This window comes from Calditrichota bacterium (genome assembly GCA_013151735.1).
Lineage (GTDB): Bacteria > Zhuqueibacterota > JdFR-76 > JdFR-76 > BMS3Abin05 > BMS3Abin05.
Genome location: JAADHR010000162.1, coordinates 1 through 14,083 on the forward strand (window position 1 = coordinate 1; position 14,083 = coordinate 14,083).

Below are 14,083 nucleotides of genomic sequence, written 5' to 3' on the forward strand. Positions count from 1 at the left end.
AATCCGCAGGCGTAAAGCCTGCGGCTACATCATTCATGGAAACCTTTGCCCAAACGCCTGTCACCGCGCCCTAAAGAGAAATCTTTTTTCGGCTTCCGGGCTTTGAGATCGGAATACCCTTTTTACACAGAGGACATTCTTCAGGACGATAAGTGATTACGGGCATTTCCAGAACAGCGTATTTGGGAACATTAAATTTGATCCGGTTATCACTTCGATCCACGATAAAGCCTGTTCCCACAATATGCGCATTTTCTGTCTGTAAAAGTTTGATCAATTCACGAACCGATCGTCCGGTTGTGAGTACGTCTTCTACAATGAGACCCTTTTCGCCTTCTTCAATATCGAACCCTCTTCGCAGGGTCATTTCATCGGTTTCTTTTGACCGTTCCGTAAAAATAAACCGGGTTTTAAGAGCTCGTGCCACCTCGTGCCCAATAATGAGTCCCCCCATGGCCGGTGAAATGACAAAATCAATATCGTAATCGTTAAAATATTCCGCAATATCCGTCCCCAGTTCCTCGGCATATTGAGGATATTGCAAAACCCTGGCACACTGAAAATACTGGGAGCTGTGCAAACCGGATGACAACAAGAAATGTCCCTCCAAAAGTGCTCCCGTATCTTCAAATATTTTAATAATTTCACCCTGATTCATTTTCGTACCTAATCCCTTATTTTCCCTTTATTCTGTGAATTCTTGAAAAATAAAATCTATCAAGGTGTCGTCCGAACAGATGTTCTCTACATGAGATAGGCATTAATTTCATCCCGCAGCTTCTCAGCGGCTGCACGGGATTTCTGTGCAAAATCAAAATCGTCAGAGTGGTACAAAATGCCGCGGCTGGAATTAATCAGGAATCCGCCATTTCGTGAATCTCGCGCATTTTCGACGGATAATTTCAAATCACCCCCCTGAATACCGACTCCCGGAATTAACAGCGGCAGGTCCGGGGCGATGGTCCGAATCTTCTTCAAATGCTCCGCTTTGGTGGCACCCACAACCAGGCCGCAGTTTCCATTTACATTCCACTCAACCGCTTTTTCGGCCACCTTTTCAAATAAAAAGTTCTTGCCATCTGAAAAAAACTGAAAGTCCCCGGCACTCTCGTTGGAAGTTAAACAAAGAATAAAGACCCCCTTGGTCTCATCTTCCAAAAACGGGGCAATCGCATCGTACCCCATGTACGGATTAAGGGTAACGGCATCGAAGGAGAGTTCTTTGAAAAAGGCATCCCGATATTTTCGGGAGGAATGGGCTACATCACCGCGTTTCCCATCGGCAATTTTAATCACGGAATCCGGCATCACGTCCAGTGTTTTTTTCAAAGAGCGCCAACCCTGAACGCCGTAGGCCTCATAAAAAGCCATATTTAATTTGTACGCCGTTGCGATGTCTGATGTCGCATGAATGATGGATTTATTAAATTCCAAAATCGGCGCTTCAAAATCTAACAAAAAACCGGGAATCCGGTCCATATCCACGTCCAGGCCAATGGACAGAAAGCTCTTTTTCTGTTCCGAAAGGACTTTCAATCGCTCGTTAAATGTCATTGGGCCTCCGTTTTTTCTAAAAGTTAAAATAAATTGCCGTAAGAATCAATAAAAATTTATTTTTTTGTCTTTGATTATTTCTTAATTTTTATTATAATTAACAAGATTTTAAATGGATTCAGGAATTACGTTTCTTTAGCCTGAAAAATTCATTGGCCACAAAATCATGAAGCCACAAAGGTTTAATAAACCAAAAGATAAATAAGTATTCATTGAAACAGGACTTCAAAATGACCTCAGAAAAATCAATCCGGGTGCCTTACGTTCTATTATCCGTTTTCTTCGGGGGATTGGCCGCGGTTCTTTTCAGCCTTCCAACAGCGTCTTTTTCTTCTACGGTTTTTACGATCCTCCAGCTTTGCCGAAATGCCATTTTATTGATTTTTCTTTATTTTCTTTTTGAAAAATCCTTTTCAATGGAACTTTACACAAAAATTCTCCTGGGATTAATCCTGGGAGCGGTTGCCGGACTCTTGCTCCATCAGTCGATTGTGGAATTCAAACCCGTGGGTACGGCTTTTATTCGGCTCATCCAGATGGTCGTGATGCCCCTGGTATTTGCGTCGCTTTTTATTGGAACCGCAAGCCTCGGGGATATCGGCAAGATGGGGCGAATTGGTGGGAAAACCCTGATTTTTTATCTGCTCTACACGGCCTTTGCGGTGGGTGTTGGACTTGTTTTGGCCAATCTTTTTCAACCGGGCAGCGGGCTTCCCGAACATATTAAGACAGCTCTCATGCAAAACTACAGTGCTCAGGCCGGATCGAAAGTAGCCAGCGCCGCAAAACCCAGCATTGTGAACACCTTTCTCAATATTATCCCCACCAATCCCTTCCAGGCACTCAGTCAGGGTGTGCTCTTGCAGATTATTTTCTTTGCCATCTTCGGAGGAGCCGTTACTACCATGATTCCCTCCGAAAAGGGGAAACTTCTGATTCGTTTTATGGATGCCCTAAATGATCTCATGATTCAAACCGTTCACATCGTAATAAAAGTGGCACCTTACGGGGTTTTTGCTCTCATTGCCAGCGTGGTTGGCAGTTTTGGAATGGAGATTCTGGTCTCTCTGTTGAAATATTCCCTCTTGACTATTGCAGGACTTCTTTTTCTTAATTTCACCTACCCTTTTGTCGTGCGTATTTTGGGAGGAATGAAACCGGCGCAATTTCTAAAGGGTATTTTACCCGCCCAATTGGTGGCATTCAGCACCAGTTCCAGTTCGGCAACGCTTCCCGTAACCATTGAAGTCAGTGAAACCAATCTCGGGGTGCCCAACGATATTGCCAGTTTTGTACTTCCGTTGGGTGCCACCATCAACATGAACGGAACCGCCCTCTATCAGGGAATATCCGCTTTGTTCATCGCCCAGGTTTACGGAATGCATTTAACGATAGGGGACCAGCTCATTATCGTTCTTACAGCAACGCTGGCTTCAGTTGGAACGGCCGGTGCCCCGGGTGTGGGTATGCTGATGCTGGTTATTGTTCTTAAACAAATTGGCATTCCGTTGGAGGGCATTGCCTTAATTCTGGGTGTGGAACGGATTCTGGACATGTTTCGCACTACCATTAATATCACGGGCGATACGGCGGCCGCGGTGGTCGTGGCGGCATCCGAAGGAGAACTGAAAATCCCCGGCGCAGATTAAATCCTTAAAATTGAGGAAATTGGAATGTCCAAAAATCTGAAATGGATAACCGTCGCTTTCATTTTGATCGGTTTTATTTTTTTGCGGGAACAGACGTCTCTCATTCATTTCAACACCTCGGCCAAGGATTTCGGATGGTGGTCGCTCCTGCCCGCATTTCTGACCATTGTCCTTTGCTTTCTTACCCGGGAGGTCATTTCTTCTCTTTTTCTGGGCATTTTTCTGGGCGGAATTATCAGCGGCCACTACAACATCGTACAGGATTTTTTGATCCCCTCTATCGGAAGTAAAAAATACGGCGAGATTCTTCTGGTTTACCTGTGGAGTCTTGGGGGACTCATCGGCATCTGGACGCGCACCGGTGGGGCACAGTATTTCGCCGAATTGGCTGGTAAAAAAATCGTGCGCGGGCGTAAATCGGCCAAATTTTTCGCCTTTCTTCTCGGACTGCTTTTTCACCAGGGCGGAACCATCAGCACCATTCTGGCGGGCTCCACGGCCAAACCCATTACGGATGCCCAGGGCGTCAGCCATGAAGAAGTGTCGTACATTATCGATTCTACGGCGTCGCCTGTTGCCACACTTCTTCCGTTTAACGTCTGGCCCATTTACATTGGGGGACTGGTTGTAGGAACCACACCGCTGTTTGCCAGTCTGGATGTGAGCAAAACGTTTCTTTTCAAGGCCATTCCTTTTAATTTTTACGCTATTTTTGCGGTTCTTTTTACCTTCCTGTTTTCAATTGAAAAACTCCCCTGGTACGGGAAAAAAATGAAAGCCGCAATGAATCGGGTCAAATCCACCGGAAAACTGGATCGGGACGGTGCCCAACCCTTGATCTCCAAAGAACTCACCTCGATGAAAATCCCCGATGATTACAAACCCAGTTCCTGGGATTTTTTACTGCCGATCGGGGTTTTACTGGCCGTTTCAATTGGCCCGTATGTCCTGTACGGAAAACTCCACGTGTCCGAGGCTTTTGTTCTCTCGGTGTTAACCAGCATTTTCCTGGCCCTTTACAAAGGGATGCCTCTGAAAACAATTATGGAGGGATTTGTTGACGGCTGTAAGGGCGTAACAATCGGCGCCATTATTCTGGGACTGGCCGTTACACTGGGTGCGGTTTCCAAAGAAGTGGGAACCGCCAACTTTCTTATTCGAACCACGAGCGCTCTTATTAATCCCGTTTTTCTGCCGGCCATCCTGCTGTTTGCCACCATGGTAATCGCTTTTTCAACGGGAACATCCTGGGGCACGTACGCCGTGGTTTTTCCTATCGCCATGCCTCTGGCTTACGCGGTGAATCCAGATCCGTTTTACAATTTACTCTGTTTTGCCGCCGTAACAGGCGGTTCGGTTTACGGGGATCAATGTTCTCCTATTTCAGACACGACGATTCTTTCGGCCCTGGCGACCGGCACCGACCTCATGGACCATGTCACTACCCAATTGCCTTTAGCCACTGTCGCCGCCGGGATCGGCGCCGTGTTGTACACCGTGTTGGCGCTTCTTGTGGTTTAAAAAATTGTTTGTCACAAAGTCCCAAAAACGCAAGGAAAAACTCCATCCTTTGTGGCAGATTAAAATTGATTTAGCAAGGAGATTGCACAGATGTTGAAAAAGAGGCTCTTTCTTTTTATCTTTTCGGTTTTCTTAACAACGGCCGGCTTTTCGCAACCGCTTCAAACCGTTGCCGAAAAAAGCCATTACACGGCTACGTCAACCTCTGCGGAGGTTTTTGAATTTTTGCACGCACTCCAGAAAAGAAGCCGGGAAATCCGGCTCACAACCCTTGCGACCAGCACGGAGGGAAAGCCGATCATCATGGCTATTCTGGGAACGCCGCCGCCGGAATCGCCTCTTCAGGCAAATGCCTTTGAAAAGCCTGTGATTTACGCCGAGGCCAATATTCACGCCGGCGAGGTTGAGGGAAAAGAAGCCATGCTGGCCCTTATGCGCGATATTCTTTTCGGAAACCAGCACGCGCTCATCGAAAATCAAATTCTGCTTCTTGTTCCCGATTTCAATCCGGACGGCAACGACAAAATCAGCAAAACGCACCGTACCAATCAAGTGGGACCCAAACAGGGGGTCGGCGTTCGCCAAAATGGTCAGGGCCTGGATTTAAATCGGGATTTCATTAAACTGGAAACCCCCGAAGTCACCGGGCTTGTCGAACAGGTGTGGAATCGGTGGGATCCGATGCTTTTTGTGGATATGCACACAACGAACGGCTCCGATCACCACGAGCCGCTCACCTGGGCCGGCCCTCACAATCCCAATATGAATCCCAGTATTTACAGGTACGTCCGGGAGAAAATGCTCCCCCGCATTCAGAAAAAGCTTTTTAGCGAAAAGAAAATCCCCTCCATTCCGTACGGCTATTTTAGGGATCGGACAAATCCTGACGCCGGGTGGGTTACATTTGATCATAAAGCACGATACGGCACCAATTACGCCGGACTGCGAAATCGCTTCTCTATTTTGGACGAGAATTACGCTTACGCGGATTACCACACGCGGATACGGGTCGCTTATGAATTCCTTCGCGAAATTCTCCAATACACTCACGATCACGGCACAGAAATGAACGCTCTGATTCATCGGGTTGATCGCGAAACCATTGCCGCGGGAGCAACATTGGACACGACTCGTAACCGTTTCGGAATTAAGATTGAGGCGCTTCCTTTCAAAAAACCGTTAGCGATTCAAGGCTACGAATTCACGGTTTTGACCGACTCGACCGGCAAAAAACACTACCGGAAACTGTCCGGGGAAAAGCCGTACCACCCGTTATTTTACGGAAATTTTACCGTTACACAATCGGTTCCGCTCCCCCGAGGCTACATTCTTCCCAAGACACTTCCCAAAATTATCGCCAAACTCCGGCAGCACGGTATCATTGTGGAAAAACTGTTCGCTCCGGCTGTGCTTCGGGTTCAAACATTCCGATTCGCCAAACTCTTCCCCAGCAAATGGCCCTTTCAGGGGCACTGGCTTACGCATGTTGCCGTTACCGCCCGCACCGAAACAGACACTATTCCTGCCGGCAGCTACTTTGTTGGAATGGATCAGCCTCTGGCACCCCTGATTGCCACTTTGCTGGAGCCGCAAAGTGACGACGGACTTTTGGTCTGGAATTTCTTCGACCGATACCTGACCGCGGAGTGGAGCCGCAATTTGGGCCGTTACCCTGTCTTGAAGGTTTTTGACCGGGCTCCCCGTCTTCGGAAAATAATCCGGTAAAAAAAATCCCCGTCACTTTGAAAGTGACGGGGAATTCGACAGGCCGACCGAACACCCCCTTTTACTCTGGCATCCAGCTCTTTAACTCCGACAGCCGTTTCTCGCGATCGGCTGCAAAACGTTCAATGCCTTTCAGAATCCAGTCGGAAGAGATGTGGGCTTCCTCGCAAATTTCGTCCACCGTTCCGCCCGTCCGCCAACGGCTGTCCCAATCTGCCGAAAGCGAATAGTCCGGCGTCACCGGATTTTTTATCCAGGAATTCATCATCCGAAGCGAGGCATTGGTAATAATCATGGTATCCATCCATTCTCGCCTTGAAATAATGCTCTCCCGGGTGCTTTCGGACTGACGGTCGAACAGTTCATTGCTAATGGCCGCCACAATTTTCACATTGAGGCCCGCTTTGTCCAATTCGGGCAAGATTTTCACTAAATTATTTGTCGTGCTGGTCCCGCGAATGATGACGACACCCATCTTCGGCTGATCGGGCTTGTAGTCGCGTATCAAATAGGCCCCTTTGGCCGCTTCAAAATGCGATGCCATTCCCAGGGCTTTCCGATCGGGCAATTCGATGGGCGGGCGGGTAAGATGCAGAACCACAATGGGGACATCCTCTTTAAGCGCCGCCCCCAGCACAACCGGCACCTCGTTGTATTCCCAGGGGTGCACATTGATGATCTGCCTTTTCGGAAAAAGCTCACCTACCTCCGGCGAAAAAATGCCAAAATGTGTACGGGAATCATCGGCCGTTTCCGGGCCGGAATGCCCGGCAATCCAGATGAGTTTTCCCAATTTGAGATCACAATCCTGAGCCATCTGACTGTACAAACGCATCATCCCGTACTTCAAATAAGCAAATGAGCCGTACGTGGAGAAGGCTGCATAAAATCCGTCAAATTCCTCAAAGGGATTTTCAGAAAAATTGACCGACACCAGTCCCGCACCGATTCCGGAATTGGCAAATTCGGTAATTTCCTGAGGAAGCAGTGCCCCCAAAAGATTTTTATCCCGATGGTACCACCCAAACCCTTCAAAATCACCCCACTTTTTGCCAAAACCGGAAATGTTGGTCGAATCGGCCAGATCAGCAGAAGCGGCAATGAAAAGGGGGCGGCCCCATTTTTTGTGAGCGTAGCTGTTTATCCAGGCACCCCAGGCAGCCAGACCCTTTCGGTTGGGAACCTTCGAGCCGGGCGGGAGATATATTTCAGCAGGATAATTTTTGTAATCGTACAAAACGGGATCGCTAAAAGGAGATTTCTTTTCAGTTTTCAAAACAAATTTTGAAGATTCCCGGGGAACCGATTCCCCGATCTCCGTCAGCGTATCTGCAATATAATCAACCAGGGACGAATTCTGGCGAAGAACATCCAGAACGACGTTAATATTCTTCCAATATTGCTCCCGCTGAGCCTCTTTTGTTTCCGGAGCGGGCTGGCCAAATCCCTCAAATTTCACACCATATTTTTCCTGAAACGGTTTTTTGGTTTCCCAGAAGATTTCGGAATTCATCGGATGGGGAGATCCGTGGGACTTGTTGTCATATTTCAAATATCCCCGGCCCTTGCGGGTTTTCATCCAGCCGACATTGGGAACCTTTTCGGGATTTTCACCAAAATAAAGCTGTGTAATCATTCGCGTCAGGGGTTCCCATTCCGAGCCCTTTTCCGTTCCAACCACGCGCCAGCCGTGCGGACGAAACCACTCATCCGGCGTGCCGTAAACCGTTTCTTTCAGCGGATGATCGTCAATCCCAAAGTTATTCCAATCAATCACGTAGTACAAATTGTTCAAACCCAGTGCCCAGGCAGAGTTCATTGTTTCGTGGTTCGCCCCCGGGGTGAGCCCCGCATCCCCTTCAAAACCGATCACTTTAACCTCGTCCATCCCGGCCATTTTGAGCGCCAGCGCCGCACCGGCAGCCGCAGGCGAACCGTGGCCGGAGGGACCCGTATTGAATTTCAGAAAGAGGGTTTTTCCCGCAAATTCTGCGTGTCCGGGCAGGCCCCCGTTGTGCCGAAAATCCAAAAGGTCTTCGGGGCGGACAATCCGCTCATCCGGAACCCGATAATCGGCGTTTTTCGTACGGGAATATTTCGCGTGCATGGCTTCACCCAGAACGGTGAGCGTGGCGTAAACCAGAGGAATGGTGTGTCCGGCAATCAGTACAAATCGATCGCCAAAGCGCTTTTCGGGATGGCGGATATCCCAGCGCATCCCGCCGCTGAGAAGCGTTGCTACCAGGGCATGAACCTTTGAGCGAGAACCGCCCGGATGCCCGCTCTGCCGATAATTTAACATCAAATCTATTAATTGATCGATTAAATCCTTCACGACCTCCCACTGATCAAAATGCCGGGAAAGCGCTTCGTATTTTTCATCCGCAAGCGTTGAATTCTGTTGCATACTCACTCCTTTTATTCCGGGTTAATATTGGCGAAAACAAACTCTTTCATCCGCGCATTCGCGGCAACAACACCAGAATTTTATTTGCAATTAGAACGCCTCACAAAAATTAATCAAACCGGCCACACTTTTGTCCGAAAAGAAATCTCCCTTTTCTAACAGATTAAAAGTCCAGAGTTTCACCAAAACCCAAAACCTGGGCGTTGTACCCATTATCCTGCACCTTCTTCACGAACTCGTTTGGATCGGCTTTGATCACATCGAATGTGTTGTAGTGCATGGGAATGGCCAGGCCGGGCTGCAAAAATTCAACCGCCTTAACGGCATCATCGATGCCCATTGTAAAGTTATCGCCAATGGGTAAAACCGCCACATCGATGTCATTCATTTCGCCAATGAGTTTCATGTCGTAGAAAAGGCCGGTATCTCCCGGATGATAGAGGGTGCTTCCGCCCAGCGTCAGCAAAATTCCCACAGGATTACCGGTGTAAATGATGGTATTTCCGTCAATAACGGCTGAGCCGTGGTGAGCGATGGTCATTTTGACGCGGCCAAAGGGAAACTCGTGAGCACCGCCAATGTGCATGGGATGCACCTGGGCGCCCTGCATTTCGCAGTATGTGGCCAGTTCAAACGGAGCAATAATTGTGGCGCCGTCCCGTTTGGCCATTGTGATGCCGTCCCCGACATGATCGCCATGCCCGTGGGTTAAAATGATCCAATCAGGATGGATATCCTCAGCCTTGACGGGCGCCAGTGGATTGCCTGTTAGAAAGGGATCAATGGCAATGGATGTTCCTTCATTTTCTACCAAAAAGGCCGAATGACTTAAATAAGTTAACTTTGGCATGGTACATCCTCCCTTTATTTTTTCGTTATGAAAAAATGTGTCTTCTAATAAATTGACAAAAAACACTTAAAAATCAAGCCTTTTTTACACATCTCCGCTGGTGGGGCGCAAAACAATTTCTTCCGGCGTTGCCCGCACATCGGCATTGCAGGCAGACCAGACCACTTCGGCCACATCCCGGGGACGCATCATCCGGCCGCGATCGGGTGTTTCCTCAAAATCATTCCAGATGGCCGTGTCCGTCGCGCCGGGAAGAACGGCCGTCACCCGAACGTTGTAGGGAATCAGCTCCTGCCGAAGAACGCGGGTAAAACCCAGCTGGCCGAATTTTGAGGAACAATAGGCGGAACAATTGGGAAAAGCCGTGTTTCCGGCGACCGAAACCAGGTTCACAATATGACCGGATTTTTTCTGCATAAATTCGGGTAAAAAGGCTCGGGTAACCAGAAATGTCCCCGTCAGATTGGTGTTCAAAATGGTCTGCCAGTCTTCGAGGGTCGTTTCCCAGGTCGGTTTAAAACGGGTTACCCCTGCGTTGTTAATCAAGATGTCAATGGTCCCAAAGGTTTCCATGACGGCGGTTTTCAGCCGAATCACATCCTCCGGTTTAGAAACATCACAGGTTATCGGCGTGGATTGACCCTGAATTTCGGCAGAGGCGATCTTTAACTTCTCAGGATCTCTCGAGGCCAAAACCACGCGGGCCCCATTTTCTGCAAAAAGCCTCGCAACCGCCAAACCAATGCCTTCGCTGGCTCCGGTTACGACCACAATTTTATTTTGAATGCGATTTTCAATCATGGCAAATCTCTTTCGATTACGCATGATTAATTAATCGCAAAAATTCCTCCCGGGTGGACGTACGGTTGCGAAAGGCCCCGTACATGGCACTGGTGGTCATAACGGAATTCTGCTTTTCCACGCCGCGCATCATCATGCACAGGTGCTGGCCCTCCACCACAACGGCCACACCCAACGGATGCAGCACATTCTGAAGCGCATCGGCAATTTGGGTCGTCATCCGCTCCTGGACCTGAAGCCGCCGCGCAAACATGTCCACAATCCGCGGAATCTTGCTGATTCCAATAATTTTTCCATTGGGAATGTAAGCGATATGAGCCTTCCCGAAAAACGGCAGCAGGTGGTGTTCACACAAGCTGTAATAGTCAATATCTTTTACAATCACCATTTCGTCGTATTTTTCCTCAAAAAGGGCCCCATTTAAGATTTCTTTCAGATTCTGTTTGTAGCCCTTCGTCAAATATTGAAATGCGCTTGCCACCCGCTCCGGTGTTTTCAAGAGCCCTTCCCGATGCGGATCCTCACCCAGCTTTTCCAGAAATTCCCGTACCAGTTTTTCCATTGCATTCAATTCCTTGCTTTCTTTTATTCCCCCCGATAGGTGACGAAATTGTTTCGCGACTCGTACAATTTTATCTCGTACAGTTCCCCTTCATCTATTTTATCTGCCAGAATCTCCCAAAATTTCATGGCCAGGTTTTCGGCTGTGGGAATCACCTCCTTCAAAAAAGGCACATCATAATTCAAGTGCTTGTGGTCTACTTTTTCCACAATTTCTTTTGTCAGAATTTCCTTTAGCCGGGTCAGATCGATCACCATTCCTGTTTCCGGGTGGACATCCCCCCGCACCGTCACTTCCAGGTCATAATTGTGACCATGCCCCAGAATATTGTTACACAAACCAAAAATCTCCGCATTTTTTTCATCCGAAAAATCGGGATTGTACAATCGGTGGGCCGCACTAAATGTTACACGTTTGGTCACATAAATCACGCTTAAAAACCCTTTCTTTCCTTCCCGTTTGAACGATATTACAGAGCCATCATCTGCTGCAGGGCTTTTCGGGCCCCTGCTACCACAGATTCCGACAATTCAACGACATTTACCTCTCCCAAATTCTCCAGAACATACAGCACATCATTAGGGCTGACTTTCCACATGTTCGGGCAGGGTGATTTTGCCAGAGGCACCACGGTTTTATCCGGATTTTCGTCGGCCAGACGTGTGACCAGATTGATTTCCGTCCCGATAACAATAGTGCTGCCGGGGGGCGCTTGCCGTACATAATCGACAATAAACTTGGTGGATCCGGTAGCATCGGCCTGTTTCACAATGGAGGGATCACATTCGGGATGAACAATCAGCCTGGCATCCGGGTAAGTTTTCCGTGCCTGATCCACGTGAAATTTCCGGAACCAGGTGTGTACGTGGCAGTACCCTTCCCATAAAATCACACGCGCCCGGCGAATAGCCTCTGGTGTGGCCCCTCCGCCGGGAACGCCCGGATGCCACACCACCACTTCCTCATCCGGAATTCCCAAAAATATCGACACATTTTTGCCTAAATTTTTATCGGGAAAGAAAAACACTTTCTCGGACTGCTCAAATCCCCATTCAAACGCCTTTTGCGCATTGGAAGAGGTGCACGTGGTTCCCCGATGTTCTCCGACAAAGGCCTTCAACCCGGCACTGGAATTCACATAAACGATGGGGGTGACGTTCTCCGTATCGATGACCCGGCCCAATTCTCTCCAGACTGCATCTACCTGGGAGAAGGATGCAAAATCCGCCAGGGGGCACCCCGCATCCGGATCGGGGTGAATCACCTTTTGATGGGGTTTTGCCAGCACGGCGGCACTCTCGGCCATGAACCGAACTCCACAAAACACAATAAATTCGGCCGTTTCAAGATTCGATGCCCGGCGAGAAAGATCAAAGGAATCGCCTACAAAATCGGAAATCCCCACAATGGATTTCCGCTGGTAGTGATGACCCAAAATCACCAGGCGATTACCCCATTTCTTTTTGATTTCCTTAATTCTCTGGATGGCTGCCTTTTCGTTGATCGCTTTGTAGGTTTCCGGTACGTTTTTTGTGGATACGGGCATGGTCTATTCTTTCATTTTTTCAAATTACAAGCACTGTTTTCGAATGCTACAACGCACAGATCTGTTATATTTTACTGATTATTTTGAAAGAATTCAAATAATTTTCAGAATAAAACGTCACACCTTCCGAATGGATTTATGAGCATCCGGCACTCTTTAAGTGCCGGGGACTTTCATATCAAATCCATCAATAGGGATAAAAAATATAAAACAAAAGCGAAAAACCGGCCAGTACCCACAACCCGCCTGGAATTTCTTTCGTCCGGCCCGAAACAATCTTTACCAATGGATACAACACAAAACCGGCGGTCATGCCAATGCCGAGATTGTAGGTAAAGCTCATCAGCACAATGGTCGAAAACGCCGGAATAGCCTCCGTTAAGTCACTGAATTTGATCTGTGTGATGGGAGAGAGCATGAGCACACCCACAATGATCAAGGCGGGACCGTAGGCCGCCGCCGGAACAGCCGTCAAGAATGGAGCAAAAAAGAGGGCCAGTAAGAATAAAAGGGCCACTACAACAGCGGTTAAACCCGAACGTCCACCGGCTTCGATCCCCGTAGCCGATTCAATATACGTACCCGTCGTGGTTGTTCCAAGCAGAGCACCGACCACGGTTGCCAGGGCGTCGCAAAGCATGGGCTTTTCAATTTCCGGTAGATTCCCATTTTCATCCAGAAGACCCGCCTTAAACGAAACCCCGATAAGGGTTCCCAGCGTATCCACAAAATCCATTACAAAAACCACCAGCATCACCGCAAAAAATCCCCAGCTCAGAGCGCCCCAGATGTCCAGCTTCAGGAAAATGGGACCCAGACTCGGCGGCAGGCTCACCCACTGTTTGGGTAAATTGGCCACCCCCAGGGGAAAGGAAAGAAAAGTAACCACCAAAATGCTGATTAAAATGGCTCCTTTGACGTTTTTAATCATCAAATAGCCCATGAGCAAGAAACCGAAAATGGCCAGAAGAACGGAGGGGCTGCCCAGATTTCCCACCCGCACCGGGGCACCGGGTACCCCCAAAACCACAATTCCCGTTTCGTTCAGGCCGATAAACGCCAGAAACAGCCCGATTCCCACCGCAAAAGAAATCTTCAGGCTTTGCGGAATTGCATTAGCCAGCCAGCTTCTCATCTTAAAAAGGGTCAGCAGGGTAAATAGCACACCGCTGACAAAAATGGCTCCCAGTGCCGTTTGCCAGGAGTAGCCCAACACCTTAACCACCGTGTAGGCGATAAAGGCGTTTTCGCCCATGTACGGAGCAATAGCAAAAGGACGCTTGGCGTAAATGCCCATCGCCAATGTTCCGAAAAAGGCACTTAAAATAGTGGCCACCATCGATGGCCCAAAGGGAATGCCCGCCACTTGCAAAATTTTCGGATTGACCACAATGATGTACGCCATGGTCACAAAGGTCGTAAGCCCCGCAACAATTTCCCGTTTAACCGTCGTCCCCAACTCATCCAG

The 14,083-nt window shown here is 48.5% G+C and carries 12 protein-coding genes; 3 read left to right on the forward strand and 9 right to left on the reverse strand.

Annotated features, from left to right (window positions below):
- Positions 1–70 precede the first annotated feature (70 nt).
- Both GXO76_11455 and pyrF read right to left on the reverse strand, forming a co-directional pair.
- The gene (locus GXO76_11455; protein ID NOY78473.1) at positions 71–658 is read right to left on the reverse strand and encodes an orotate phosphoribosyltransferase; all 588 of its coding nucleotides are present in this window, start codon (positions 656–658) and stop codon (positions 71–73) included.
- A gap of 86 nt (positions 659–744) precedes the next feature.
- Positions 745–1,554: an orotidine-5'-phosphate decarboxylase gene (gene pyrF, locus GXO76_11460; GenBank protein NOY78474.1), complete on the reverse strand. Its 810-nt coding sequence runs from the start codon at positions 1,552–1,554 to the stop codon at positions 745–747.
- Positions 1,555–1,970: 416 nt separating this feature from the next.
- Here pyrF and GXO76_11465 point away from each other — a divergent pair, with 416 nt between their 5' ends.
- From GXO76_11465 to GXO76_11475, 3 genes are all read left to right on the forward strand, one after another.
- On the forward strand, positions 1,971–3,203 hold the full coding sequence (locus tag GXO76_11465; protein ID NOY78475.1) for a dicarboxylate/amino acid:cation symporter: 1,233 nt from the start codon (positions 1,971–1,973) through the stop codon (positions 3,201–3,203).
- A 24-nt stretch (positions 3,204–3,227) separates the two neighbouring features.
- On the forward strand, positions 3,228–4,724 hold the full coding sequence (locus GXO76_11470) for a sodium:proton antiporter (protein ID NOY78476.1): 1,497 nt from the start codon (positions 3,228–3,230) through the stop codon (positions 4,722–4,724).
- A gap of 90 nt (positions 4,725–4,814) precedes the next feature.
- Positions 4,815–6,449 carry a hypothetical protein gene (locus GXO76_11475; GenBank protein NOY78477.1) on the forward strand — a complete coding sequence of 545 codons (1,635 nt, stop codon included), beginning with the start codon at positions 4,815–4,817 and terminating at the stop codon, positions 6,447–6,449.
- Positions 6,450–6,510: 61 nt separating this feature from the next.
- Here the strand turns inward: GXO76_11475 and GXO76_11480 are convergent, their stop codons facing one another.
- From GXO76_11480 to GXO76_11510, 7 genes are all read right to left on the reverse strand, one after another.
- Entirely contained in the window at positions 6,511–8,856 is a 2,346-nt protein-coding gene (locus GXO76_11480) for a transketolase (GenBank protein ID NOY78478.1), read from the reverse strand.
- A gap of 163 nt (positions 8,857–9,019) precedes the next feature.
- On the reverse strand, positions 9,020–9,706 hold the full coding sequence (locus tag GXO76_11485; GenBank protein NOY78479.1) for a metal-dependent hydrolase: 687 nt from the start codon (positions 9,704–9,706) through the stop codon (positions 9,020–9,022).
- A gap of 84 nt (positions 9,707–9,790) precedes the next feature.
- Positions 9,791–10,531 carry an SDR family oxidoreductase gene (locus GXO76_11490; GenBank protein NOY78480.1) on the reverse strand — a complete coding sequence of 247 codons (741 nt, stop codon included), beginning with the start codon at positions 10,529–10,531 and terminating at the stop codon, positions 9,791–9,793.
- Positions 10,524–11,069: a GTP cyclohydrolase I FolE gene (gene folE, locus GXO76_11495; GenBank protein NOY78481.1), complete on the reverse strand. Its 546-nt coding sequence runs from the start codon at positions 11,067–11,069 to the stop codon at positions 10,524–10,526. Before folE ends, GXO76_11490 begins: the two co-directional genes overlap by 8 nt.
- Before the next feature lie 23 nt (positions 11,070–11,092).
- The gene (locus tag GXO76_11500) at positions 11,093–11,500 is read right to left on the reverse strand and encodes a 6-carboxytetrahydropterin synthase (GenBank protein ID NOY78482.1); all 408 of its coding nucleotides are present in this window, start codon (positions 11,498–11,500) and stop codon (positions 11,093–11,095) included.
- 38 nt (positions 11,501–11,538) lie between these two features.
- Complete coding sequence (gene nadA / locus GXO76_11505; protein NOY78483.1) at positions 11,539–12,615, reverse strand: quinolinate synthase NadA; 1,077 nt, start codon at positions 12,613–12,615, stop codon at positions 11,539–11,541.
- 187 nt (positions 12,616–12,802) lie between these two features.
- The gene (locus GXO76_11510; protein ID NOY78484.1) at positions 12,803–14,083 is read right to left on the reverse strand and encodes an NCS2 family permease; all 1,281 of its coding nucleotides are present in this window, start codon (positions 14,081–14,083) and stop codon (positions 12,803–12,805) included.

Coding starts and splice junctions, on each gene's coding strand:
- GXO76_11455 (NOY78473.1), bottom strand. CDS start 658: ATGAATCAGGGTGAAATTATTAAAATATTTGAAGATACGGGAGCACTT.
- pyrF (NOY78474.1), bottom strand. CDS start 1,554: ATGACATTTAACGAGCGATTGAAAGTCCTTTCGGAACAGAAAAAGAGC.
- GXO76_11465 (NOY78475.1), top strand. CDS start 1,971: ATGGAACTTTACACAAAAATTCTCCTGGGATTAATCCTGGGAGCGGTT.
- GXO76_11470 (NOY78476.1), top strand. CDS start 3,228: ATGTCCAAAAATCTGAAATGGATAACCGTCGCTTTCATTTTGATCGGT.
- GXO76_11475 (NOY78477.1), top strand. CDS start 4,815: ATGTTGAAAAAGAGGCTCTTTCTTTTTATCTTTTCGGTTTTCTTAACA.
- GXO76_11480 (NOY78478.1), bottom strand. CDS start 8,856: ATGCAACAGAATTCAACGCTTGCGGATGAAAAATACGAAGCGCTTTCC.
- GXO76_11485 (NOY78479.1), bottom strand. CDS start 9,706: ATGCCAAAGTTAACTTATTTAAGTCATTCGGCCTTTTTGGTAGAAAAT.
- GXO76_11490 (NOY78480.1), bottom strand. CDS start 10,531: ATGCGTAATCGAAAGAGATTTGCCATGATTGAAAATCGCATTCAAAAT.
- folE (NOY78481.1), bottom strand. CDS start 11,069: ATGGAAAAACTGGTACGGGAATTTCTGGAAAAGCTGGGTGAGGATCCG.
- nadA (NOY78483.1), bottom strand. CDS start 12,615: ATGCCCGTATCCACAAAAAACGTACCGGAAACCTACAAAGCGATCAAC.